The organism is Cellulosimicrobium cellulans (assembly GCF_016921195.1).
In the GTDB taxonomy this organism is placed as follows: domain Bacteria; phylum Actinomycetota; class Actinomycetes; order Actinomycetales; family Cellulomonadaceae; genus Cellulosimicrobium; species Cellulosimicrobium cellulans_F.
Window position 1 is genome coordinate 35,600 of sequence record NZ_JAFGYF010000014.1, and the last position, 21,950, is coordinate 57,549.

Below are 21,950 nucleotides of genomic sequence, written 5' to 3' on the forward strand. Positions count from 1 at the left end.
AGGTCACGCTCCCCAGGTGGTGTAGCCCGCCAGGTTCGGGATGGTGGCGAAGTCGAAGGACTTAGCCGTCTCGGTGTTGGCCTTCCAATCGCCGTCCTGCCAGATCAGCTCATAGACGGCCGAAAAGTAGATCGAGCCTGCTGAGGTCGATCCTTCGCCCGCGAGGTCGATCCGAGCCGTCTCGCCGTCGTACGACAGGATGCGGAAGCCGGCGACCCGCAGGCGCGTGCCTGCGGTCGATGCGCTGCCTTCGGTCTCGGCCAGCAACTCCTCCCGATGGGGGCCCTCAGCGGCGAAGTACTTGATCCATGCAGGCGCGACAACGGGGTCGCTACCCAGCGCGAGCGCGTTCGAGGCCGCGAACAACGCCCCGGTGGGCGAATGCTGGAAGCAGAACCGCACCCCCTCGGCTGTGGTCTCCCCCGGCCCGAACTCGGCCGACGTCGGGTACGCGGTAGTTCCCTGGAACGCCCAGTCCGCGGCCGGAGCGGTCGACAACGTCCCGGACAGCGACTCTCCCTCCAGGCCGCACACGCTGGCGCTGCCCGCGGCGTCCGGAGGCTCGGACGTCGGGGCGGCGCTTGTCGTGGGCGACGGGGACGACGCTTCGGGTGCGGTGGCAGGCTCGTTAGAGCGCGTCGCGTTGACGATCGCGATCACGATACCGAGTACCACGACGAGGGCGACGAGGACCGCGGCCGCGATGAAGCCGGGCCGGGTGAATGGGTTCTGCTCGTTGTCGTCGGTAGCCATGCCGGACTCCGCTCAGGCTCCGGAGATGAAGCCGACGAGCGCGACGGCGGCGGAGATGACGATGACGCCACCGAGGGCCATGCCGATCTTGCCGACGTGCTCCCCGCCCTCGCCGCGACGGGACTGGACCGCCATGAGGGTGCCGGCGGCGATGAGGCCGAGGATGCAGACCACGAGGCCGACCCACTTGGCCCAACCGAGGATGGTGGTGACCGCTTCGGTGCCCGGAGGCTGTGTCGGCGCGGGGTCGGGAAGCTGCGCCGGCATCACGGTGGCGAGGTCGCTCGCCGCCGTGAGGACGCTGTGCAGGCTGGTCATCGGGTTTCCTTTCGGTTGACGGTGCCGGCGGCACCAGGTCGGACGACAGCGGCGAGGTCGTCGACGAGTCGACGGACTTCGCGCGGGGCGTCTGAGAGTGCCGGCGGCTCCCCCAAGCGCCATGCCTCGATCCACGGCAGAGTCCACGTGCGCGGGACCCCGCCGCCGACGATCTGTGAGAACTCACGTAGCGGACGCGGGAGCCGGCCCGGTGCGTCAGCGACGATCACCAGGCCCACGACCTCGACGTGCGGGACCAGGCCTGACGCCCACTGCGTGGCCGCGACCTGTGCGGCGCGCAGCCCGCGCATGTTCGACCGAGCGGTCAGCACGACGCGGACGCCACTGGCTCCGGGTATCTGGGGCCAGGCGTGCTCGGCAGCGGGCCAGTCGGGCACCAGAGCGGCGAGCGACGTCTCCCCCGCTCCGCCGTGCACCCCGAGCCACCACAGGGGCGCGGCCTGATGCCGGGAGCGGGTCGGGAGCTGGTCGGCGAGGACCGGTGCCGGGACGCCGCGCTGAGGCGCGTGGGGACCGGTAAACGGGGGTTCGGAGTGCTCCGCTGGGGTCGCCGTGACGGGAGTCGCTGGAATTTGAGCGCGCGACACCCATGGGTTGGTATCGGACATTTGCCCAGAGCCCCCTGATAATTGGACGCAGTCGTCGATGCGCCGACCCTAGCGCGCGGCACCAACGGAAGGCAATAGCATGCCGTATACATCTATAGACCTATACAGAGTCAACTTGGCTCGTGTAGCGTCTAGTGTGTTCGCATGCGTTCGTGGGTGCAGGTGTCTGCCGTGACGTCGGCTCTGGACGCGTTGTTTGAGGGCCGTAGCGCGACGCTGACGGTGCCGGAGGTCGCGGAGATCTTGGGCATGACGAAGCCGGGTGTCTACAAGTGGCTCAAGGACGGCGTGATCCCCGGCTACAAGGTCGGAGCGACGTGGTTCATCCTGCGCGACGAGCTCAAGGCGACGCTGCAGGCGGGCTCCAACGTCCGCCCTGTACTGCGTGAGGACGGTCAGGAGACGCGTCCGAGCGACTGAGCACGATCAGCAGGGGGCTGAGTATGGCACGACGGGTCGCGTGGGCGGCCGGGATGTTCGCGGTCGCGGCCGCCCTGGCAGGCTGCGCCAGCGCACCGGCGACGACGGAACCTGCCCAGGGTGCGCCCGCGCCGACGGTTACTGCGCCCGGAGACGCTGGCGGGTATTCCGGGGCGCCCGACGGTGTGGTCGACGAGGACACCGGCGAGGTCATCACCGCCCGGCCCGTGCCCACCTGGGACGCGGCCTCACGTGAGGGCGCCCTCGAGGCTGCCCGGGCGGCAATGACCGCGTTCGCGCGCCCAGAACTGGACCACGACGCGTGGTGGGCCGGGCTCGAACCGCTGCTGACCCAGCAGGCTGCACTCGACTACGCCTACGTCGATCCCGCGAACGTGCCCGCGACCGCGTTGACCGGGCCTGCCACGGTGGTCGAAGAGACCAGCGCGTACGTCACCACAGTTGAGGTCCCTACCGACGCGGGCCCCTACGCGATCATCCTGACCCGCCAGGATGCTGCCGCGCCGTGGCTCACCGCACGCATCACCCCGGCCGAGGGCCAGTAGTGGCCGCCTCGCGGACCACGGGGGCGATCGCGGTCGTGGCCAGCGTGCCCGTGCTCGCGCTGGGAACCGTGTTCAGCCTGCTCCTGCTCGGCTCGCCCTCCGAGGCCGCCACGTGCAGCCCTGCCTCGGGTTCGAGCTCGGCGGTCACAATCGACCCGGCCAGCGTGTCGGACACCACGATCGCGGGCTACGACCACGAGCAGCTGGTCAACGCCGCGCAAATCATCGCCGCCGGCAAGGCCCTGGGCCTCGGGGTCCGAGACCAGACCATCGGCGTCATGACCGCTATGGGTGAGTCCAGCCTGCGCGTCATCGACCACGGCGACGCCGCAGGGCCCGACAGCCGCGGCCTGTTCCAGCAGCGCGCCAACGGGGCCTGGGGCTCATACGAGGACCGCATGGACCCGTACATCAGCGCCACGAACTTCTTCACCGCGATGATCACCAACGTCCCGGGCCGCGAGTCGCTGGAGCCGACGATCGTCGCGCACCGGACCCAGCGCAACGCGGACCCCTTCCACTACACGAGGTACTGGGACGGCGCGGTCGCGGTCGTCGAAGGCCTCTCCGGCGTCGACACCGGCCTGAGCCCCGGTACCGGGGACCAGGTCTGCACCGGTGGCACCGCCATCGGTGGCGAGGTCGCCGGGACCGGGTGGGCCACGCCCGCCGCCGGTCCGATCGTCAGCAGGTATGGGATGCGGCTTCACCCCATCGACAAGGTTTGGCGCCTGCACTCCGGGGTCGATCTCAACGGCGGCGGGTGTGAGGGACCGATCTGGGCCGCGCAAGACGGGGTGGTGACGTTCACCGGGTTCGACCGCAACGGCAACGGCACGATCACCATCGACCACGGCGGCGGGGTCCAGACCTCCTACTTGCACCAGTACGCCTCAGGGATCCTCGTGCGCGCCGGCGACCAGGTGAACGCCGGCGACCAGATCGGGCGTGTCGGGTCCTCCGGGCAGTCCACCGGCTGCCACCTGCACTTCTCAGTCCTCGTCGACGGCTCCCCGACCGACCCGGTGCCGTTCATGAACGACATGGGCATCCAGCTCGGCTAACGCAAGGAGAACACCATGAGCACGACCACCGAAGCAGCGACCTGGCCTCGCGTCGAGGCGATGCTCAACGGCGACGGCACCGCAGAGGTCTCCATCGGCGGGACCCTGCACCCCATCGCCGCCCCCAGCGTCGAGGAAGCACGAGTCCAGGTCGTCGCCCTCCTCGCGGACAAGGCCACCCAGCTCGGACGGCCGCTTCGCGCCCTCACCCGCGACCCTGACGGCCAGTGGCCCCTGATCATCCACGGCGACGGCACCGTCGAAGAAGACACCACCACCGAACCCCAGACCCGCAGCCGCACCACGCGCGCCAGACAGCGCAGCGCCGACATTGACGTCGAACCCGCTCCCCCAACCACCGACACCACGCCGACCACCGACGATCCCGAGGCCACGCAGGCACCCGTCACGGCGCCGCAGACATGGGTCCGCTCCGCCCACGACCAGGCCGTCGCCAGCGCCACGACGACCCGGCGCGAACGCCGTGAGTCGTTCCTCACCATCGAGCAGACCGAAGAACCCGCGACCGAAGGCCTGCGCGGTCTCCTGACCCGTGTCGGTATCCGGGTGGCGCCCAGCGAAACCGAGCGTGAGCTGCGCGAGCACATCCGCCTCGTCTCCCAGCACTGGCCCGGGCCCCGCACGACTGCGATCGTCAACGGCAAGGGCGGCGCGTCCAAGACCCCCACCACAGCGTTCCTCGCGGCCGTGTTCGCCCGCTACGGCGGCGCCGGGGTCGTAACTCACGACAACAACCAGACCCGGGGCACCCTCGGCTGGCGCACCGAGCAAGGTCCGCACGACGCGACCTTCCTCGAGCTCCTGCCCGAGGTCGACCGACTCCTCGGCACCGCAGCCCAGTCAGCAGATCTGGCGCGCTTCGTGCACCACCAGACCCAAGACAAGTACGACGTGCTGCGCTCCCAGCCCATGATCCTGGCCGACGAGCAGCGCCTCGGCGTGTCCCAGTTCGACGCGATCCACTCCGTCCTGCGCAAGTACTACCGGCTCATCTTCATGGACTCTGGCAACGACGAATCCGACTCCCTGTGGCTGCGCATGGTCGAGAACGCCGACCAGCTCGTCGTGGCGACCACCACCCGCGGAGACATTGCCGAAGCTGGCGCCCTACTCCTCGAAGCCCTCGCCGACCGCGACGAGCGAAGCGCCGCACTCGCGCGCAACGCCGTCGTCGTGGTCAACCAAGCCAAGAAAGACGGCACCCTCGCCGAAGCGGAGCAAGTCGCCGCAGCGTTCCGACCACTCGCCCGCGAAGCTGTCGCCATCCCCTATGACCCATCCATCGTCGAAGGCACCCTGCGCTACGGCTCCCTGCGCCCCAGCACCCAGCGCGCATGGCTCGCTGCTGCCGCCGCCGTCGCCCGCGGGTTGTAGCAAAGATGCCAACGCTCCGCGTGTCGCCCCCACCTCCTGCTAGCACTAGCACTAAGTTCGACGGCATGACCAGCAGCGTGACGTCCAGGGCTCGCCGCCCTCGAGGGTCGCTCGACCCCCGCACGACGGCAGCGCTTTACGCGCGCGTCGATGAGGGCACGAAGGCTGTGTTCGATCAGATAGCAGACGCGGCAGGGGAATCGCTCGGTGTCGTACTCGAGCGGGTCGCGCGTCACATTGAGCTTGATGACTCCGGGCTGCCGGCATGGTGGCCCGAGCAGCCGAGCCAGCAGGAGGAGCTGCCTCTCAAGACTGCATAACCGCATAACGCAGAGCGGCCCGCCCCCGAAGGGGCGGGCCACGATACGAAGCTCATCACCCTCAAGCTTGGCGGCGACGGAGGTGATGGGCCCCGATTGACGCACCCTCAGGTGTGTCGCTGTCTGGAGACCATCATAAGCACCCATCGGGCCCTCGCACACGAATTCGGGGGCGACACACCGAGCGGCGGCGACCTGCCCGCGCCCGATTCTGGACGAACGTCCGGTGCGTCCTCTGACGTCGCGACGGCAGAGTGGGCCGCCTGCGCTCCCCTGCTCGCGGGCGCTCCGCGGGTCCGGCTCGGATCACGGCGCGCCGGCGGGGTCCAGTACCGGGACCGCGACGAGCGCCCCCTGACCGCTGCCCTGCCCTCGGCGCCGGCGGCCGTGCGCGTGTACGGCGACGACGGCACCTGCCGTGCCCTGTGCTTCGACCTCGACTCCTCACGGGGTGGCGCAGCGCGCGTCCTCGCCGATGCGACACGGCTCGTGCGCGAGCTCGAGTCGGCCGGCGCTCGGGTGATCACCGACGTGTCCCCCAACGGCGGCCGCCACGTCTACGTCCCGCTCGCCGAGCGCCTGGACTACACCAGCGCCCGCGAGCTCGTCGAGGCGATCGCCACCGCCTACCCCACGATGGACCCCGGCCCGCACCAGTCGCTGCGCACCGGCTGCATCCGCGTCCCCGGCGCCGCCCACGCGACGGGCGGCCACCAGGCGCTCACGATGAGCCTCAACATCGCCGTCGACGTTTTGCACCGGCCCAGCCCGGCCGCAGCGGTCGCCGCGCTTCAGGACGCCTACCGGGCCCAGATCGACGCCCTGCGGGCCGCACAGGCCCCTCTCCAGGCCTCTGAGCCCGCTACGTACCCCCACAGTTCGGCCGCCCGCGGCCGGGCCCTCTCGGCCCGGCTGACGCGCATCGCCCGCGACGGCGTGTACGACACCGGCCGCTACCTCTCGCCGTCCGAGGCACGGCAAGCCGTCATCGCCGGCGCGGCCGCCGCAGGCTGGCGCCTCGCCGACGTCGCCGCCCGCCTCACCGACGGACGCTGGCCCGGCCTGGCAGCGCTCTACGCCCGCTACTCCCCCACCCAACGCCACGGTGCCCTCGCACGCGACTGGCACAACGCCCAGCGCCACGTCACCCAGCACACCGACCCGCCCGCAACGGCCGGAAATCACACTGTGCACAGATCCAACACAAGCGCCCAAGAGTCACAGGGGGGCACCCCAGACCTCGGTGACGAGCACGCGTTCATCCGCACCTGGCGCGCCTGCCTCCGCATCACAGAGCAACACCGGTTCCCAGGACGGAAGTGGTACGGCGCCCGGTTCCTCCTACGAGCTCTTGGAGAAGCAGCCCACAAGACCGGGAGCCGGTACGTCTCGTTCGGCACCCGTTCCCTGGCCGTCGCGACAGGGATGGACCACTCAACCGTCTCCGTCCTGCTGCACGAGCTCGCGAAGGCCGGCTGGATCGACCGACTCGAGCAGGGTCGTGGCGAGCGCGCCGACCTTTACGCACTCACACTCCCGTCGGACCTGGTAGACCGCGCGCCGGACCTGCGATGGGACCGCGGGCAGGTGCACGCGCTGCGCCCGGTCTTCCGCGAACTCGGCCACGTGGCCGCGCTCGTCTTCGAGGCCGTCGAGAACGGCCGGGCAGAGACCATCACCCAGCTGGTGGACGCGACCGGTATCTCCCGCCGGGCGGTCCACGAGGCCGTCGATCTGCTGAGCTCGTGGGGACTCCTCGACCGGACCGCGGGTACTCTCCTCCCCCGCTCCGACGCCCTGCTCCGCGTCGCCGAGCACCTCGGGGTCCTCGAGGGCGTCGCAGACCAGCTGCGCCTCTACGCCGCACAGCGCCGCGCATGGCGCGCCTACCTCACGCGACACGAAGCCGCCGAACCCGCAGACCCGGCCGAGTCCTGGTGGTGGCCCCCGGACGACGCGCAGGCGAGCGAGTGGACGTTGGTCGACGGCCTCGCCTCGTAGGCCCCGTGGCAACAATATGCTTGTAATACTTGCAAGCAACGCAAGATGTGCAAGGATTACAAGCATTACATGGCTTGCTATGCACACTATGCTTGCTATGCTTGCTATGCTTGCTATGCTTGCTATGCTTGCTATGCACACTATGCTTGCTATGCTTGCTATGCTTGCTATGCTTGCTATGCTTGCTCGGTGCGCCACGGCGCGTCCAGTAACGAAAGCAAGCATTGCAATGCTTGCCTTGCACCAGGAGGTGCCAACGATGCCCGTCACGATCCTCTTCGCCAACAACAAGGGCGGAGTCCAGAAGACCGGATGCACGGTCCAGACCGCAGCCGGTCTCGCACGTCAGGGGCTCAACGTCCTAGTCGTCGACATGGACCCGCAAGCGAACGCGACCCGACGCCTTGGGATCGAGTGGGACCCCGCGCACCCGATCCCCAGTGTCTCGGAGGCCATCGCCGCGAACACCGAGGGCGCGGGGGAAGGCGCCGTCGTCGAGTGCGGGTGGAAGAACGCAGCAGGGGATCCTACGGCCGAGGCCAAGCACATAGACGTCATTCCCGCCCGGTTCGACCTCATCAACAGAGAGGCCGAAGCTGGCACGGTTGGAGCGTTCCGCCGACTCCGCAAGGCGCTGACGGGCTGGACCGACGACTACGACGTCGTCCTGATCGATTCTCGACCCGACCTGGGCCACCTGGTCCAGATGTCGATGAGCGCAGCCGACGTCGTCATCATCCCCTCGGACACCGGCTACGACTCCGTCGAGGCCGCGATCCGCGTCAGCGACTTCGTGACCCAGCACGCCGTCGACCTCGCGAACCCCGAGCTGCGAGTCGGGGGCGTCCTTGTCACACGACGCCGCCAGACAGCCGAGGGCGACTTCCAGATCGAAGGCTTGCGGGAACGCTTCGGGGACCTCGTGTGGGACCTGCGCACCATCAAGATCATTCCCGGCGACGTCGAAGTCGAGCTCACACCGCCCTACGTCCCGGAATGGACGAGATTCGCCGAGGCCGACGCCGCCGGGGTCTCCCTGACCGCCTGGAACGACGAGCGTGGGCGCACCACGGTCCGCATCTTCGACGAGGTCGCCCAGCGCATCATCGACCGTATTCTGCCCGCGTACGCAGAGAGGATCGCCTGATGGTCGAGCGCAAGCGACCCAGCGGAACCAGCCCGATTTCCCTGACGCCCCGCGTCGAGCCGATCGCGACACCTGCGGTGCCCGCGCCAGTAGTCCAGCCGCCTGCCGAACCCGCAGCTCCGGCGGCGCCGTCGGAGCAGCCGAACATCCGGACCGAGGCTCCGCCCGCGGCCACGACGCGGCGACGTGCCCCGGCGCAGCGCCCGCGCGCGACCGAGCCCGAACCTCTGGCGCAGGCCGCCGTGAGCACAGCCATGATCTCCCGGACCTTCCGATTCCAAGAGACCCTGATCCGTCGCGCCGAGACAGCCGTCCTGCGCACCGCTGGCCTTGACGGCGGCCACGTTTCCATGACCGCCCTGCTCAACACCGCGCTCGAGCGCGAACTGGCCCGCCTCGAGGACGAGCTCAACGCCGGCGAACCGTTCCCCGCGAACCGCGGAGAGTTCCGCAGGGGCCGGCCCATCGGGACCTGATCGCTACCGACTTGACGGAGCAGCGCATGACGATCGACCTCTCACACCCCCACACGGTCACGGTGACGATGCCTCCGGCACGTGCGGACGCCGAAGGGAGCCTGCTCAGGCTGCTGGCAGATGGTCCGAGCGGGCTCGTCGTGGGAGACCTGATCTGGCCGAACGTCCCGGCCCTGGACCAGTTCTAGCAACTCTGTCCACCGCCCCGGTGACCCCTCGGATGAGGGACACCGGGGCGGTGTCGTTCCCAGACCCGGCCGGTGGCCGGTGGGGGAGCGTGGTGGTTGGCCGGGCGGGGTGAGCTCGCCGACGTGGGTGGTGTTTCCGGCCGGTGGCCGGAACCTGGTTCGTGGCCGCTGTCTGCCGCTGTCTGCCGCGCTGCGCGCGGTGTTGTTTGCCCCCTCCTGGCGCTCCATCATCACCCGCGCACCCCGTGCCGCAACCCGCTCGCCTTCGGCGCCGTCCCGCCGTCGAAACCGGCTCGCGCGGACGAAAAGGCGTGTCCGCGCAAACCGGCCCCGCCGTCGGGCCGGACCGCGGGTTGCGGCCCGGGGGCCCCGCGCGGGTGGTGATTACGGCGCCAGGAGGGCGCGAAAAACGGTCCCGGCCCCGGGACGGCGCACCTTCTGGCGGAGAGGTCACCATGACCACGACGAACGACACCACGGCGGACTGGCTGACCGAGTTCTTCGGCGAGCCGATCCACGTTTACACCCGCGCCCAGGCCCTCGCGGACGGCGTCCTCATCGACGCCGGACCGCTCGCCCGAGAGGCCGGGTTCGTCTGGCCCGTCGCGTACACCGCCGCCGCGCACGCCGCCACGATCACGTGGGACACGGCCAACGGCGCCCTCCAGGACGAGACCGGGCGCGCCTGGAACGTGCTGTGGATGGCGAAGTTCGCCGTCCGCGCCGTCGCGGACCTCCGGGCCGACCGGGTGCCGTTCGGCGTCTACGTCGTCCCGAACCGCCCCGGCTACGAGGAGGCCCAGTTGGTCTCCCTGGACCTCGTGGCCGGACCCGGCGACCAGGGCGAGCCCGTCCTGACCATCTGCCTGCGCGGCGAGGACTGACACCGACCGGCCGGGCGGCCACGCGCCGCCCGGCCACCGGCCACCCCCTGGCCGGTCAACGCCGACCGGCCACCACAGACCACCGAACGGAGAACCGACCATGACCCAGCGACTGCCCCTGACCGGCGCCGCGCTCGACGCCGTCAGCAACGCCGACCACCCCAACCACGCCATCGCGTGCGCGGCCGCCGTCATCAACCCGGCCACCGGCCAGGCCGTCACCTACGCGGCCACCTTCAAGGAGTGGCTGGACGCCGTCGACCGCCACCTCGTGACGCAGATCGGCCTGACCCACCAGTGCCTCACGGACATGACGTGGCGCGACTGGTACGACGACGACCTCAGCCCCGACGAGGCCGCCGGGCTCGCGATCGACACCGAGAAGGCCGAACTCAGCGGTCTGATCGCCGCCTTCGGCGCGTAGCCCGCACCCCGGGTACGCCCCGCGCCCGACGGCGCGGGGCGCACCCGGTGGGGGCTTGCCGCCCCCTACACCCCCGCCTCAGCAGCCACGAGCGAAGGAGCAGACCTCACCATGACCACCACCGCATCGATCGCGCTCACTGCGCTCGAGCGCGCCGAACAGCTCGCGCTCGTGCTCACCCTGGCCGGCGTGCCCGGGAACCCGCGCGTCACGACCACGGGCGGGCTGAACCTCGCCGTCGCGCTCACCCGGGAGGACGGCAATGACCTCGTCGTCGTCGCCATCGAGGTCTGGGCAGACGGTCCGGTGTACTACGTCACCCGGTACGACGCCGACGACGAGGCCGCCGAGCACCACGAGGCACACGACCAGGCGGGCGCCGTCGCGGCCGTCCGCGACATGCTCACCCGCACCTGACCGTCAAGCGCGCGGTGTCCAGCCGGTCGGCTCAGTCCGCCGCGCGCGCGGCGGCTGGCCGGTCGGCCGGCGGCCGCCCCGGCGGTCGGCGCCGATCCTCGATCCCTTCGAGGTCGGCCGCGCGCCACACCGGGCCGCCGTTGAGGATCCCGACCGGCTCCGGCAGCCATGGCACCCCGCGCAAGCGCGAGTTGCGCAGCGACGACGTCGCGATGCCCAGCCGGGCGGCTAGCCGGGCGGCGTCGTACAGGCCGGCCGGCCCCGGCCCCGGATCGGCCGGCGCGGCCGGCCGGTCTGCCGGGGGCTCCTTGAACTCGCTCATCAATCCACCGTAACAGCATCGCTTCCGCCCTAGTTTTCTGATAAACTGAGGCGCGAGCGCGTCAATACTGAGGAGGCGTCATGACGACCACCGGCCACCCGGCCACCGGGACCGACCGGACGACCGAGGGTGCGGCCGACCGTGGACGCAAGGGCAGGGCCAAGGGCTACCCCCGGTGGCCGGTGATCCTGCTCGCGGGGTCCGCGTTCGTCGCGATCTGGGGAGGGTGGGTCGAGCTCGGCCGCATGAGCGGCTTCGGGCCGGTGAACCTGCTGCCCGGGATCACCGAGCTGTACGTCGACCTCTCCATCACGCTCCCGCTCGGCATGGAGGTCTACGCGGCCTACGCGCTCGGGGCCTGGCTCACGCGCCGCGAGATCCCCGACGACGCGCGCAGCTTCGCCCGGTGGTCCGCGCTCGTCTCCCTCGTCGTCGGTGCCGGAGGCCAGATCGCCTACCACCTGCTCGCGGCCGCGGGCGTCGAGCGGGCGCCCTGGCCGGTCCTCGTCATCGTCTCTTGCATCCCCGTCGCCGTTCTCGGCATGGCCTCCGCACTCGCGCACCGGCTCCGCACCGGCGTCCGCCGCGACGCTGCCCCGACGCCCGCCGAGTCCAGCCCCGTCCCGGCCGCCGCGGCGCACAACTCGGCCGACCAGCCGACCGGCGCGGACCCGGAGCCCGCACACGGCGAAGCGATCCCCGCCCCGGCCGGGACCTCGGCCACCGAGACGCCCGCGCCGGTCGACCGGCCGGTGGAGGTCCCGCCGCTACAGCTGCCCGCGGCCGCGCTGGCCGAGCAGACGCCCACGCCGACCGAGGCGCCGACCACCAGCCCGGCGGACCGGCCGGCCGACCGACCGGCCCTCGCGCCCGTCCTGGTCGAGCGTCGGGTCAGGCCGGCCGGACCCGTGACCGACGACGAGCGCGAGCTCATCCTGAGCCTGGCCGCGAACCCCGACGTCTCCGAGCGCGAGATCGCACGCCGCACCGGCCGCTCCCGCGACACCATCAAGCGCACGATCGACAACCACCGCCCGGCCGCCAGCCGCCAGGGCCGGCCGACCGGCCGACCGGCCGCCCGGCCGACCACCGGCTTCACCGTGCCCGCCACGTGAACGCCCGAACGAGGAGACAGACCCGATGCCGACCAGACCCGCGCCCCTGCCGGACGAGTGGTCCGAGCCGATGAACGCGCTCGTCGACGCTGTGCGCGACGCCGCGACGACCGACCTGCCGGTCGCCGAGCGCGTCGCCCGCCAGGACCTAGTCCCGCGGGCCACCACCGGGTACAAGGCGCCACGCCTGACGCGCCTGGCCGGCATGTACGCCGCGGCTGCCGTCCGTGCACAGCTGGAGCGCGTCGACGTCGACGCGCGCACCGTCTGGGACGCCGCGATCCTCGAGCACGTCACACCCGAGGTCATCACCGGGTGGGACCTCGACGCGCGCCTGACCGCCGCGCTCGCGCTGCGCGCGACGTTCAAGGACCTCGACAACCCCGAGCTCGAGCAGACGGCGACCATCCGCCGCCTCGCGTCCTGGCTCCTACAGACCTCGGGCCCCGAACTCCCGCGCGTCACCGCGCGCCTGTGCCAGCACGTACTGGACACCGGAAGCCACACGGCCGCGCTGCCGTCCCTGTGGTCCGCCGTCCACGAGCCCGCTCCGCCCGCCCTCGACTGATCGGGAAGACGATGAACAACCTGCACCCCGTGGACCAGCTGATCCGAGACACCCTGCACCGCGCCGGGATCCGCGACACGAGCGACACCGTCGTGACGGAGGTCCTCGCCGACCTCGCGCGGGAGGACATCTCGCCCGACACCTTCGTCACGATGCCCGTCCCGCAGCTCTACGCGCTCGTGCACGCGATGAAGTGGGACCGCCGCTTCGCCACCAACCACGATCCCGACTCCGTCGCGATCGCGCTCGGGCAGACGCCGTGGTCCGAGCGCCGCGGGCAGATGCTTCGGCTCGCCGTGGCAGCCGCTGTGTCGATCGGGGTTCTCTGGCTCCTGCTCGCAGGGAAGTTCGACGACGTCGTCGCCTTCCTCGTCGGATAGTTGGCACGAGGGACCGACATCCGCGACGGTCGCGCTCCCGACCTACACAGGCTTGCACGACAGAGCGGGTTCGGGCGGGGGACGGTGAAACCGACCGACCCGTGGGCGTCGTGACCACGGTGCCCTGCGACAGAGCGCCGGACACGACCGGACGCGTCCCTGCGGGTCGCGGCTGCACGAGCGCTTCTTGTTTCGGTCCGTCCCTGGCTCCGAGTGTGTCCGGCCGTCCCCGGGCGCAAGTCGGCTCCGCTGCGCTCCGGCCCGCCCGCTCGCGAACTTCTCGGCTGCACTCGCTGCGCTCGTTGAGCCCGCCGAGAACTTCGCGACCAGCCGGGCGGCCCGACTCGCTCACGTTGCTCGCGCCCTTCGGGTGCGTCCGGGGACGGCTACCGGCCAGACGCTCCGCTTGCAGGGACGGTCCGAAAAACGACGTGGGGGAGGCATCATGACCAGCCAGCAGGTCAAGGTCGCCGTGTACATCAAGCCGGCGTGCGTCCAGTGCGACGCGACCTACCGGGCGCTCGACAAGAAGGGATCGAGTACACCGTGGTCGACATCACCGCCGACGCCCGTGCGCTCGAGCAGGTGCGCGCGCTCGGGTACCTCCAGGCCCCGGTCGTTGTCGCCGGCGAGCAGTCCTGGGCCGGCTTCCGGCCCGACCAGATCAACGGCCTCGCGGCCCGCCAGGAGGCCTGACATGACCGTCGAGCTCACCCGTGAGCGGGCCGTGGCGATCAACGCCGCGGCGTGGGAGTTCTGGCGCTTCCACGCGAACAGCACGGACGACTGGACGCGGGCCTGCCTCGCGCGGCGCGGGCTTCGCGGCCTGCAGGCCGGGTACGCGCCCGGGGGTTGGGCTCGGCTCGTGGGGCGCATGCGCGGCCGCGGGTACGGCGCGGACGAGCTCGTGGCCACAGGTCTCGCGTTCCGCACCGAGGCTGGGGGAGTGGGGGACGTGTTCCGGGACCGCCTGGTCCTGCCCTACCGCGACGAGACGGGCGCGATCATCGGGTTCACTGCCCGACGCAACCCCGCGACCGACGACGTCGACGACGCCCCCGCGAAGTACCTCAACACCACCAGCACGCCGGCGTTCGACAAGTCCCGGGACCTGTACGGCATCGACCCGGCCGCGGTGCGCCGGATCCGGGCCGGCGCGCGGGTCGTGTTCGTCGAGGGGGCCCTGGACGTCGAGGCCATTCGCCGCACCGGGTCGCCCGTCGTGCCGCTGTCCGGGTGCGGCACCGCGCTCACCGCGACTCACCTCGAGCACGTGCGCGCAATCCACCCGGGCGCCGTCGCGTTGGCGGTGTTCGCGTTCGACGCCGACGCGGCCGGCCAGGCGGCCGCCGTGCGTGCGTGGGACCTGCTCACCGATGACGAGGCCGGCACCGCCGGTGCCCTGGTCCTGCCCGACGGGACCGACCCCGCCCAGCTCATCCAGGACGGCCACGGCCAGGCCCTCGCCGAGCGCCTGGCCCACCCGCAGACCCTGGTGTCCGTCGTCATCGACGCCGTCCTCGCTCGTCACGACCTGACGACCGTCGAGGGCCGCGTCAACGCGCTCCGGGCCGCGGGCGCCCTCGTCGCGCGCATCCCGGACGTGCCGCTGTCCCGAGTCGGTGCGCAGCTGCACGCCCGCCTGGCCCCGCACACCGACCTCGGGCTGATCGCCGGCGAGCTCGCGATCGCCGCGGCCGCCGCGCGCGGCACCACCACCTGAGCCGGTATCTGGGCCCGGCTAGGTTGGCATGCGCCAGGACCGGGAGGAAGAGCATGCCGATCAGCGACGAGGAGCGCGCCCAGCGCGCCGACGATGCCCAGCGCATCCGACACAGCACCCAGCTCGAGGGCGGACGCACCAGCGACGCCGCCCGCGCGATCCAGGACGAGTACGTCCGCGGCGAGATCGACGCCGAGGAACTGATGCGACAGACGATCGCGCTCGACAGCGACCAGGACGGAGCCAGCCCTTGACCGAACGCCCCTGGGAGAGCGGCGACGAGCACGCCCGCTGGGACGGGTACCTACTCGCCGACGGGCGCACCCTGCGCAACCGCGTCGGCGCCACCACACCCGAGATGCTGCGCGAGCGCGAGGACCGGCGCGTCGAGGCCCGGGCGCTGACCCTGCGCGAGCACGGGCTGCCCGCGACGTACGATCTCGCCGGGCTGCGGGCGATCCACCGGCACCTGTTCCAGGACGTGTACGACTGGGCTGGGGACGTGCGCACGGTGTCGATCCGCAAGAGCCGAGACGGCTGGTTCGCGCCGCTGGACCGGATCGAGGACGCGATGGACGCCGTCGCGACCTACCTGCGCGACACCGACAACCTGCGCACCCTCGACCCGAGCGACGTGCCGGGCGCGCTCGCCAGCGTCTACGACGTCGTCAACCAGACCCACCCCTTCCGGGAGGGCAACGGGCGCGTCCAGCGCGAGTTCATCACCGCCCTGGCTCGCGAGTCCGGCCACCGCATGGACTGGACCAAGGTGACGCTCGGCCGGCCCGGGTACGAGTCCGAGAACGACCAGGCCTCCCGCCTGGCCCGCACGGGAGACCGCGGCCCGCTGCGCGCCATGTTCGCGCGCATCACCACCAAGGCCGGCGCGATCGACGACCACGTGAACGACGCCCTGCGCCTGGTCGCTGCCTCCCGACCCCCGTCCACCGCCCGGCCGCCCGCCGACGTGTCGGCCGTCGCGCGCGTCAGCCGTCCCGCACCCGGAGCACCCGGCATGGACTACGGCAGATGAACCCGCGCTGCGCCCTCGCGGTCCTGGCCGTCGTCGTCGTCGCCGCGTGCAGCTCGCCGCGGCCCGAGGCCACGGTCGAGGTCGGGGGAGAGGCGTTCGCCGTCGAGCTCGCGGACACCGCCAACGAGCAGAAGGAAGGTCTGGCCGGCCGCGAGGAGATCCCTGCTGGCACCGGGATGCTGTTCCCGTTCGCAGAGCGGGCCGAGCACCAGATGTGGATGGCCGGCATGCAGGTCCCGATCGACGTCGCCTGGATCGACGACGACCGCGTGATCGGCGTCGCGACCCTCGACCCGTGCACCGAAGTCGACCAGACAACCTGCCCGCGCTCGACGGCACCGGGCCCGGCGACCGCGCTGCTCGAGGTAGCGGCTGGAGCCCTGGCCGACGTCGCCGCCGGCGACGCCGTGGAGACCCGGGACACGTGACGTGCCCCATGCTCGTCAGCACAGAGCGTATATCCTTGGTTATAGATGGAGGTGGTTCCAGTGACGACAGCCCCGAGCGTGGATGTCAAGACCGTGGTGCGACTGCGGCACCGGCAGGTCGTCGACCGGCTCGACGAGCTGCGCCTGGTGCGCAAGCTCGCGGCCCAGATGTCCCAGAGCGAGATCGCGAGGTTGCTCGCGATCAGCCAGCCCGCGGTCCACAAGGCCCTCAAGGCGGCCGAGCGCGTGCCCGAGGTGGCCGACGGATTCAGCGGAGCGAGCCCGTACGAGATCGCCGAGCGCTACGCCGCCGGCCAGATCGACCGCGCCCGCGTCATCGACGAGCTCGCACGGTGGCCCTACACGAGCACCCCGAAGACCGACGGAGTGGACTGGCTGGTCGAGGACGCGACCGGCACGTTCGAGGAGGTCGGCCGCGCGCTGGACGACGGCCTGCTCGACGCCGACACCTACGACGCGGTGCTCGCCGCGAAGAGTGGACGCTCCGCGGGCTGACCGATTTACTCACCTGCGTGAGCGACGACCACGACCGGCACGCGGCCCACCGCGAGACCGTCCGCGAGTTCTCCCGCGCCGGGGGACCGCTGGACAAGGACGGGCCGCACTCCACGCTGAACAACCCGGCGTGGTTTATCGACGGGAAAGTCGACCAACCCACGGCCCGCCGGCGTGCCCTGTGGCGCCGTCTGCGCGATGAGGCACGCCCCGAGGCTCCCGGCGCGCGTCAGGACGGCAAGGCGATCGTGCTCGCTGGCCCGCCCGGGGCCGGGAAGGGCCACGTCCAGAGCAACGTGCTCGGGCTCGACAAGGACGCCTGGCTCGTCGTCGACGCCGACAAGTTCAAAGACAAGCTGCTGCGCGAAGCCATGAACGACGGCAGCTACGAGACCTTCCTCAAGCCCGACGCCGTGCGGGAGCGCGAGGCCGCAGGGGAGCCGTTCTTTCCCCTCGAGCTCGCGGCCCTCGTGCACGAGGAGTCGTCCCACCTCGCACGCCTGCTCCGCGACGAGGCACTGCGCGAGGGCACTAACGTCGTCATCGACTCCGTGCTGTCCAACCCCCGCGCAGCCGTCGCGCTCGGAAACCAGCTTTCAGCCGACGGCTACGAGGTCGAGGTCGTCGACGTCGAGGTCCCCTACGAACTCTCCCAGGCACGCATCGCCCAACGCTGGCGCGAGTCCTACGAGGGAGCCGTCGTCACGGGGGAGGGGCTCGGAGGTCGTTGGGTTCCCAGCGTCTACGCCCGTGAGGTCTTCAACGGACCCGGCGGACGTGCGCGATCCCAGGAATCGGCCGCAGCCCTCGCGAGGGCTTGCGCAGCCGTGCTGCGCTACCGGCGCTTCTGGACCCGGGCAGCCGAATCGCCGATGCGGGTCGAGACCGACATGGGGCGCTTCCAGCGCGGAGGAGAGCTCGTGGACTACTCGCTCATCGCTACGCGAGCGAGGAGTGTGGCCAGTAGCCCTACGGTGAGCCGTCGCGGGTCCCACCCCCGGGCGCCGGGTACCCCCGAGCTCGCGCGGGACTAGCGTGACGGCGCTGCCGAATGGCTCCGGCAGTGAGAGAGGGTGGGGGTTCCTTTCGCCCACGCTCAGGCCGCGTTGCGCAGGGGCGTAGGCGAGGTCGGCCGCGTCGGTGTCGATGCGGAGGTCGTATTGGGTGAGGTCGACGCCCTCGCTCATGCGCGCGCGCCCGCTCGGGAGGTCGACGACCGTGATCACCGCCTTGAGGTAGAGCTGGGGTTCGCCCGCTGGAATAGGTGGCAGGAGCACCATGTCCATTCTCCGTGGTCGTGGACTCCTTGCCTCAGTACTTGACCCTGACGATCTCGTGCATGCCGTCCGGGCGGGTCTCGGCGAACGAAGGCCGGAGCGCCACGCCGAGACCAGCGATGCTGACGACCGCCATTCGACCTCGATCGGCGTGCAGGCTGACCACCGCGGCGCGGTCTTCTTCACTTTCTGGCGAGGTGCGTGAAGCGCGCGCCACCTTCGTCTCGGTCACGCTAGCCACCGCAGCCTCGATCGTGGACCCGTCGCGCTGAACGAGGCGGCTCATGTCGGCTGAACGGTACCTGCGGGCTGCTGCGCTGTTGAAGCCGCAGCAGAGTTCGTCGGGAGATAGAAGACCTGGATGGATTTAATCTGCGACTCCGGGAGGATGACCATCCGCCAGGGGTCGTCCAAGTGGTCGAACTCCTTCCCACCGTCTCGCTTGCGCCGGACAGGTGGGCCGATCAGGAGACTTCGTTGTGCGTCCTCAGGGTCGGAGTCGAAGCCGAGTAGCTCGCCTCTCCACACGGTGTTGTCGAGTAGTACTACGGTCAGGTATGTGACCTTCGCGTTGGATGGCCGTAGGTCGATGAATGCCTGGCTCCAGATGCGCCCCTCGTTGATCGGGGCTCGGCCTGGCCACTTTGCGAGCGACACGAACAGCACCAGACCGCATGCGAGCAGTGAGGTAGCGACGACTCCCGCGAGGTAGGGCACCGACGCGACCGGTGAAGGTGAGCTGCTGTCGCTGGCCGTGTCGGCATAGCGGTAGAGCGGCAACCAGACCCACCAACTCAGGAGAGTGGCGGCCGTCCCAGTCGCGGCCAGGGACGCGAGCACGACGCGTGACACCTCGATCAGCGCGCTCTCCTTGACCGTCGGCCGGTAGCGCGCCCGCTGCAACTGCCACACGATCCCCGGGGCGAGCAGAAGGAGGAACGAGACCAGGGCAGCCAGACTGTCCGGAACCACGACTGGTTAGTCGTTGTTGTCGTTGGCGATGTCCACCACGTCGTTCGCGCTGACCTTGCCCGTGTCGATCGTGGTGTAGGCAGACCCGAGGAGGCCCTTCTCCTCCAACTGGGTCAGATCCACGGTCGTGCGGCGGTCGTCCTGCGGCTCGCTCATTTCAACTCCTTTTGGGTAGGTACTTGTCCGTTTCGGCAGGTGCTTCGACAGTCTCCCATTGCCTTGAGACAGCGGCGCCGGCCGCGCGGGCGAACTTTGCGTCGTCGCGTGCCTGCGGACCGCCTGCCGTGTCCCGTCTGGCCTCCGCGTGCCTCTACTAGGGTGTGCGGCACGAGGAGGGAGAGGTCGATGGCGAGTGGCCTGGTCGATCAGTACGTCACGACCTTGATCCCAAGCGCCTACGACCGGTCGGTCGTGTCCGAGCGGCGTGCGGCGATCGAGAAGGCTCTCGACAACTGCGCGCTGGATGCGGGGTTGATGTTCGAGAGTGGGTCCTGGTCCCACGGGACCGCGCTGGCCGGGCACAGCGACGTCGACCTCATGGCCTGGGCGAGCGGGCTCCAACCCACGCGCCCGAGCAGTGCATTGGCGGCGATGAAGTCGGCCCTGCAGGGCTCGCATTGGGCAATCGCTAACCTGCGGGTGTCGAGCCCGACGGTGCAGGTCCGGTTCTTGGGGCCACCGCACTTCGAGGTCGTGCCTGCGTGGCTGCACGCGAACAACGACGGCGAGAGCCGCGTGTTCCAGATCCCTGGGCCGGGGGACCGGTGGACCGAGTCCGCCCCGAGGCCGCACCTGCGGTTCGTCACCCAGCAGAACGAACGCCTGAACAAGCGGGTCAAGCCTCTCGCCCGGCTCCTCAAGCAGTGGAAGGCGCACACCGGGGCACCGGTGTCGAGCTTCTACCTCGAGATGCGCACGGCGGCGTACGCCAAGACGCAGTCCTCGATCTTCTACCACCTCGATCTGACGATCCTGATCGATGACCTGATCACGAGCGGGCTGCCCGACATGAACGACCCCACCGGGTACGTCTCACGGATCCACGCGGTCTCCTCCGAGGAGAACCGCCGCACGACCCTGCAACTGCTGCGCGAAGCCAAGCACCACCTGGACGAGGCGTACGAGCTCGACGGGCGCGCGGACACCAAGACGACGTACTGGCTGGCCATGGCCGACGTGTTCGGCAACGACTTCCCCTACCCGCCGTGGTGAGCGCTGAACCGGCGTCGGGCCGGTACCGGGCCAAGATCGTCCGCGAGCTGCAGGCACTCGAGGAAGACCTGCTGTGGACGGAGAAGGCACACTTCGCCACGGCCACGCACTATGCGCGTCTGCACCTCCTACTCGGACTGATGGCCACTATCGCCGCCACCGTCGCGGCCGCGACCGTCGTCGCCGAGGTCACGCCCGCCGTCCCGGGAATCGCGGCATTGGGCGCAGCCCTGGCCTCCGGGCTGGTCACCTTCCTCAAGCCTCAGGACACCGAACGGCGACACCTGGACGCGGGACGCCGGCTCGGCACGCTCCGGGTGCGCACTCGTCAGGCGATCGACCTCGACCTCGACCCCGACCACGGGCTCGCCCTTGACGCCTGGCGCAAGCTCGCCGCCTCGATCGCCCAGGAGAAGGCCACCGTCGATGCCGAGAACCCAGGAACGTCGAACCGCGCGTTCGCCGCGGCACGTCGCAAGATTGACGCGGGGAACTTCGAGCACGCCCATACCAACGCCCCGAACCAGGCCGGGTCAGTTACCCCCCGTCCAGCCCCGTAGCGCCTGCCAAGACCTGGAAGTTGGGAGAGTGCTGGGATACACGGCGCCTACCTGCCGGGGGTCAGCCGGGTCGTCCACTCGTCGACAGAGTCCTGAAGACGCAGAGGCTCGAAGTACCGCGGGCACGCTCTCATCGCCGATTCCTCGCCTCGTGCCTCTACACCGCGGCGGTAGCTAAGGGCTGAGTGCTCCGTGCAAGAGCACGGTGTGCTCACCGGACAACTCCACCCACTCGCCGTGTGCGGCATGCAGAGGATGGACAAACACCGGCAGGTGGCGGAGCAGGTTGCGCAAGTCCACGCTCGTCCGCTCAGGGGCGTATCGGATCCAGTCAGAAACATCAGGCAGATCACTGGTGACCTCAGGGCCCAGACGGTCCGCAGGGTGGTCCGGCACCAACGACCACACAAGAGGTGGGAACACGATCTCGGCGAGCGGGGAGTGCAGCTCGCGCTGCCCAAGCACTCGCATCATCGACAAGCCACTCGTCAAGAGCCCATGGCGATCCAAGTTCGAGCGCGTGAGGGCAACGCAGAGTCGGGTACGGCCTGGCCAGCGCACCGCGCGGGGCGCATGAAGCAAGTCGTGTGCAACCTCGGGAAGCACCACCCGCAACTGGGGTGCGATAGCGAACATGCCCATCAGGACGCTTCGTGCCACGAGTCCGGGCGCGAACAGCGCAAGCGGAGGCTCAGCTGGCTGAATCATCGGAACGCGCAGGCTAGATGATCGGCGTGCGCGGATCTGTCTGACGAAGTCGGCATACGCAAGGTCGCACGTGCGTCCAGCGAGGTTGTTGCAGTCCACACACAGGCCACGGACTTGCATACCGCCCGCGACCC

Annotated in this window: 29 protein-coding genes and 1 pseudogene; 23 read left to right on the top strand and 7 right to left on the bottom strand. The window is 70.4% G+C overall.

What is annotated here, in order from left to right; genetic code table 11:
• Window positions 1-3: 3 nt before the first annotated feature.
• The 3 genes from JN535_RS18945 to JN535_RS21665 are packed head-to-tail and all read right to left on the bottom strand — an operon-like array spanning window position 4 to window position 1,700.
• Entirely contained in the window at window positions 4-753 is a 750-nt protein-coding gene (locus tag JN535_RS18945; RefSeq protein ID WP_205207358.1) for a hypothetical protein, read from the bottom strand.
• Window positions 754-765: 12 nt separating this feature from the next.
• The gene (locus JN535_RS18950) at window positions 766-1,071 is read right to left on the bottom strand and encodes a hypothetical protein (RefSeq protein ID WP_240201459.1); all 306 of its coding nucleotides are present in this window, start codon (window positions 1,069-1,071) and stop codon (window positions 766-768) included.
• Window positions 1,068-1,700 carry a DUF6668 family protein gene (locus tag JN535_RS21665; protein WP_307868987.1) on the bottom strand — a complete coding sequence of 211 codons (633 nt, stop codon included), beginning with the start codon at window positions 1,698-1,700 and terminating at the stop codon, window positions 1,068-1,070. The genes JN535_RS18950 and JN535_RS21665 overlap by 4 nt, the downstream gene beginning before the upstream one ends.
• 171 nt (window positions 1,701-1,871) lie before the next feature.
• On the opposite strand from JN535_RS21665, the gene JN535_RS18955 reads away from it, so the two are divergent.
• The 11 genes from JN535_RS18955 to JN535_RS19005 all read left to right on the top strand — a co-directional run bounded on the left by JN535_RS18955 (window position 1,872) and on the right by JN535_RS19005 (window position 11,002).
• The gene (locus JN535_RS18955) at window positions 1,872-2,120 is read left to right on the top strand and encodes a helix-turn-helix domain-containing protein (protein WP_307868988.1); all 249 of its coding nucleotides are present in this window, start codon (window positions 1,872-1,874) and stop codon (window positions 2,118-2,120) included.
• 23 nt (window positions 2,121-2,143) lie between these two features.
• Entirely contained in the window at window positions 2,144-2,686 is a 543-nt protein-coding gene (locus tag JN535_RS18960) for a hypothetical protein (RefSeq protein WP_205207360.1), read from the top strand.
• Window positions 2,687-2,721: 35 nt separating this feature from the next.
• Window positions 2,722-3,750, top strand: coding sequence for a M23 family metallopeptidase (locus tag JN535_RS18965; protein WP_307868989.1), 1,029 nt, complete (start codon window positions 2,722-2,724; stop codon window positions 3,748-3,750).
• 15 nt (window positions 3,751-3,765) lie between these two features.
• Complete coding sequence (locus tag JN535_RS18970) at window positions 3,766-5,145, top strand: ATPase (RefSeq protein ID WP_205207362.1); 1,380 nt, start codon at window positions 3,766-3,768, stop codon at window positions 5,143-5,145.
• A gap of 1,046 nt (window positions 5,146-6,191) precedes the next feature.
• A complete protein-coding gene (locus JN535_RS18975) occupies window positions 6,192-7,466 on the top strand; it encodes a MarR family transcriptional regulator (RefSeq protein WP_205207363.1) in 1,275 nt (424 codons plus the stop codon).
• A gap of 259 nt (window positions 7,467-7,725) precedes the next feature.
• Window positions 7,726-8,613: a ParA family protein gene (locus JN535_RS18980; RefSeq protein WP_205207364.1), complete on the top strand. Its 888-nt coding sequence runs from the start codon at window positions 7,726-7,728 to the stop codon at window positions 8,611-8,613.
• A complete protein-coding gene (locus tag JN535_RS18985) occupies window positions 8,613-9,089 on the top strand; it encodes a hypothetical protein (RefSeq protein ID WP_205207365.1) in 477 nt (158 codons plus the stop codon). Before JN535_RS18980 ends, JN535_RS18985 begins: the two co-directional genes overlap by 1 nt.
• A gap of 26 nt (window positions 9,090-9,115) precedes the next feature.
• A complete protein-coding gene (locus tag JN535_RS18990; RefSeq protein WP_205207366.1) occupies window positions 9,116-9,277 on the top strand; it encodes a hypothetical protein in 162 nt (53 codons plus the stop codon).
• Between the two features lie 455 nt (window positions 9,278-9,732).
• Window positions 9,733-10,161, top strand: a complete 429-nt coding sequence (locus JN535_RS18995) for a DUF6573 family protein (RefSeq protein WP_205207367.1) — start codon at window positions 9,733-9,735, stop codon at window positions 10,159-10,161.
• A 100-nt stretch (window positions 10,162-10,261) separates the two neighbouring features.
• A complete protein-coding gene (locus JN535_RS19000) occupies window positions 10,262-10,585 on the top strand; it encodes a hypothetical protein (protein ID WP_205207368.1) in 324 nt (107 codons plus the stop codon).
• Window positions 10,586-10,696: 111 nt separating this feature from the next.
• The gene (locus JN535_RS19005) at window positions 10,697-11,002 is read left to right on the top strand and encodes a hypothetical protein (protein ID WP_205207369.1); all 306 of its coding nucleotides are present in this window, start codon (window positions 10,697-10,699) and stop codon (window positions 11,000-11,002) included.
• Between the two features lie 31 nt (window positions 11,003-11,033).
• On the opposite strand, the gene JN535_RS19010 is transcribed toward JN535_RS19005, so the two are convergent.
• Window positions 11,034-11,324 (bottom strand): hypothetical protein, encoded by a 291-nt coding sequence (locus JN535_RS19010; protein ID WP_205207370.1) that lies wholly within the window; start codon window positions 11,322-11,324, stop codon window positions 11,034-11,036.
• Between the two features lie 80 nt (window positions 11,325-11,404).
• On the opposite strand from JN535_RS19010, the gene JN535_RS19015 reads away from it, so the two are divergent.
• The 10 genes and pseudogenes from JN535_RS19015 (at window position 11,405) to JN535_RS19060 (ending at window position 18,121) form a co-directional block, all read left to right on the top strand.
• On the top strand, window positions 11,405-12,439 hold the full coding sequence (locus JN535_RS19015) for a hypothetical protein (protein ID WP_205207371.1): 1,035 nt from the start codon (window positions 11,405-11,407) through the stop codon (window positions 12,437-12,439).
• A gap of 25 nt (window positions 12,440-12,464) precedes the next feature.
• Window positions 12,465-13,007: a hypothetical protein gene (locus JN535_RS19020; RefSeq protein ID WP_205207372.1), complete on the top strand. Its 543-nt coding sequence runs from the start codon at window positions 12,465-12,467 to the stop codon at window positions 13,005-13,007.
• A gap of 29 nt (window positions 13,008-13,036) precedes the next feature.
• A complete protein-coding gene (locus JN535_RS19025; protein WP_205207373.1) occupies window positions 13,037-13,387 on the top strand; it encodes a hypothetical protein in 351 nt (116 codons plus the stop codon).
• A 445-nt stretch (window positions 13,388-13,832) separates the two neighbouring features.
• Window positions 13,833-14,083, top strand: a pseudogene (gene nrdH, locus JN535_RS19030) (glutaredoxin-like protein NrdH).
• A gap of 1 nt (window position 14,084) precedes the next feature.
• Complete coding sequence (locus JN535_RS19035) at window positions 14,085-15,110, top strand: toprim domain-containing protein (RefSeq protein ID WP_205207374.1); 1,026 nt, start codon at window positions 14,085-14,087, stop codon at window positions 15,108-15,110.
• A gap of 53 nt (window positions 15,111-15,163) precedes the next feature.
• Window positions 15,164-15,364 carry an antitoxin VbhA family protein gene (locus JN535_RS19040; protein ID WP_205207375.1) on the top strand — a complete coding sequence of 67 codons (201 nt, stop codon included), beginning with the start codon at window positions 15,164-15,166 and terminating at the stop codon, window positions 15,362-15,364.
• The gene (locus JN535_RS19045; protein WP_205207376.1) at window positions 15,361-16,143 is read left to right on the top strand and encodes a Fic/DOC family protein; all 783 of its coding nucleotides are present in this window, start codon (window positions 15,361-15,363) and stop codon (window positions 16,141-16,143) included. The genes JN535_RS19040 and JN535_RS19045 overlap by 4 nt, the downstream gene beginning before the upstream one ends.
• Window positions 16,140-16,571: a DUF192 domain-containing protein gene (locus tag JN535_RS19050; protein ID WP_205207377.1), complete on the top strand. Its 432-nt coding sequence runs from the start codon at window positions 16,140-16,142 to the stop codon at window positions 16,569-16,571. The genes JN535_RS19045 and JN535_RS19050 overlap by 4 nt, the downstream gene beginning before the upstream one ends.
• Window positions 16,572-16,631: 60 nt before the next feature.
• Window positions 16,632-17,087, top strand: a complete 456-nt coding sequence (locus JN535_RS19055) for a hypothetical protein (protein ID WP_307868992.1) — start codon at window positions 16,632-16,634, stop codon at window positions 17,085-17,087.
• A gap of 17 nt (window positions 17,088-17,104) precedes the next feature.
• Window positions 17,105-18,121 carry a zeta toxin family protein gene (locus JN535_RS19060; protein ID WP_205207379.1) on the top strand — a complete coding sequence of 339 codons (1,017 nt, stop codon included), beginning with the start codon at window positions 17,105-17,107 and terminating at the stop codon, window positions 18,119-18,121.
• Between the two features lie 277 nt (window positions 18,122-18,398).
• Here JN535_RS19060 and JN535_RS19065 read toward each other — a convergent pair whose 3' ends face one another.
• Genes JN535_RS19065 through JN535_RS19075 form a run of 3 tightly spaced genes read right to left on the bottom strand, consistent with a single transcriptional unit; the run spans window position 18,399 to window position 19,492 of the window.
• Window positions 18,399-18,650 carry a hypothetical protein gene (locus JN535_RS19065; protein WP_205207380.1) on the bottom strand — a complete coding sequence of 84 codons (252 nt, stop codon included), beginning with the start codon at window positions 18,648-18,650 and terminating at the stop codon, window positions 18,399-18,401.
• Window positions 18,647-19,336: a DUF6338 family protein gene (locus JN535_RS19070; protein WP_205207381.1), complete on the bottom strand. Its 690-nt coding sequence runs from the start codon at window positions 19,334-19,336 to the stop codon at window positions 18,647-18,649. Before JN535_RS19070 ends, JN535_RS19065 begins: the two co-directional genes overlap by 4 nt.
• Window positions 19,337-19,342: 6 nt before the next feature.
• Complete coding sequence (locus JN535_RS19075; protein WP_205207382.1) at window positions 19,343-19,492, bottom strand: hypothetical protein; 150 nt, start codon at window positions 19,490-19,492, stop codon at window positions 19,343-19,345.
• Window positions 19,493-19,681: 189 nt separating this feature from the next.
• Here JN535_RS19075 and JN535_RS19080 point away from each other — a divergent pair, with 189 nt between their 5' ends.
• On the top strand, window positions 19,682-20,548 hold the full coding sequence (locus JN535_RS19080; protein ID WP_205207383.1) for an SMODS domain-containing nucleotidyltransferase: 867 nt from the start codon (window positions 19,682-19,684) through the stop codon (window positions 20,546-20,548).
• A complete protein-coding gene (locus JN535_RS19085; RefSeq protein ID WP_205207384.1) occupies window positions 20,542-21,108 on the top strand; it encodes an SLATT domain-containing protein in 567 nt (188 codons plus the stop codon). Before JN535_RS19080 ends, JN535_RS19085 begins: the two co-directional genes overlap by 7 nt.
• The last annotated feature ends 842 nt before the right edge of the window (window positions 21,109-21,950 follow it).

Coding starts and splice junctions, on each gene's coding strand:
- JN535_RS18945 (WP_205207358.1), bottom strand. CDS start 753: ATGGCTACCGACGACAACGAGCAGAACCCATTCACCCGGCCCGGCTTC.
- JN535_RS19015 (WP_205207371.1), top strand. CDS start 11,405: ATGACGACCACCGGCCACCCGGCCACCGGGACCGACCGGACGACCGAG.
- JN535_RS18985 (WP_205207365.1), top strand. CDS start 8,613: ATGGTCGAGCGCAAGCGACCCAGCGGAACCAGCCCGATTTCCCTGACG.
- JN535_RS19000 (WP_205207368.1), top strand. CDS start 10,262: ATGACCCAGCGACTGCCCCTGACCGGCGCCGCGCTCGACGCCGTCAGC.
- JN535_RS19020 (WP_205207372.1), top strand. CDS start 12,465: ATGCCGACCAGACCCGCGCCCCTGCCGGACGAGTGGTCCGAGCCGATG.
- JN535_RS19040 (WP_205207375.1), top strand. CDS start 15,164: ATGCCGATCAGCGACGAGGAGCGCGCCCAGCGCGCCGACGATGCCCAG.
- JN535_RS18995 (WP_205207367.1), top strand. CDS start 9,733: ATGACCACGACGAACGACACCACGGCGGACTGGCTGACCGAGTTCTTC.
- JN535_RS18975 (WP_205207363.1), top strand. CDS start 6,192: ATGAGCCTCAACATCGCCGTCGACGTTTTGCACCGGCCCAGCCCGGCC.
- JN535_RS18980 (WP_205207364.1), top strand. CDS start 7,726: ATGCCCGTCACGATCCTCTTCGCCAACAACAAGGGCGGAGTCCAGAAG.
- JN535_RS18950 (WP_240201459.1), bottom strand. CDS start 1,071: ATGACCAGCCTGCACAGCGTCCTCACGGCGGCGAGCGACCTCGCCACC.
- JN535_RS19010 (WP_205207370.1), bottom strand. CDS start 11,324: ATGAGCGAGTTCAAGGAGCCCCCGGCAGACCGGCCGGCCGCGCCGGCC.
- JN535_RS18970 (WP_205207362.1), top strand. CDS start 3,766: ATGAGCACGACCACCGAAGCAGCGACCTGGCCTCGCGTCGAGGCGATG.
- JN535_RS19005 (WP_205207369.1), top strand. CDS start 10,697: ATGACCACCACCGCATCGATCGCGCTCACTGCGCTCGAGCGCGCCGAA.
- JN535_RS19065 (WP_205207380.1), bottom strand. CDS start 18,650: ATGAGCCGCCTCGTTCAGCGCGACGGGTCCACGATCGAGGCTGCGGTG.
- JN535_RS19035 (WP_205207374.1), top strand. CDS start 14,085: ATGACCGTCGAGCTCACCCGTGAGCGGGCCGTGGCGATCAACGCCGCG.
- JN535_RS19080 (WP_205207383.1), top strand. CDS start 19,682: ATGGCGAGTGGCCTGGTCGATCAGTACGTCACGACCTTGATCCCAAGC.
- JN535_RS19050 (WP_205207377.1), top strand. CDS start 16,140: ATGAACCCGCGCTGCGCCCTCGCGGTCCTGGCCGTCGTCGTCGTCGCC.
- JN535_RS21665 (WP_307868987.1), bottom strand. CDS start 1,700: ATGTCCGATACCAACCCATGGGTGTCGCGCGCTCAAATTCCAGCGACT.
- JN535_RS18960 (WP_205207360.1), top strand. CDS start 2,144: ATGGCACGACGGGTCGCGTGGGCGGCCGGGATGTTCGCGGTCGCGGCC.
- JN535_RS18990 (WP_205207366.1), top strand. CDS start 9,116: ATGACGATCGACCTCTCACACCCCCACACGGTCACGGTGACGATGCCT.
- JN535_RS19075 (WP_205207382.1), bottom strand. CDS start 19,492: ATGAGCGAGCCGCAGGACGACCGCCGCACGACCGTGGATCTGACCCAG.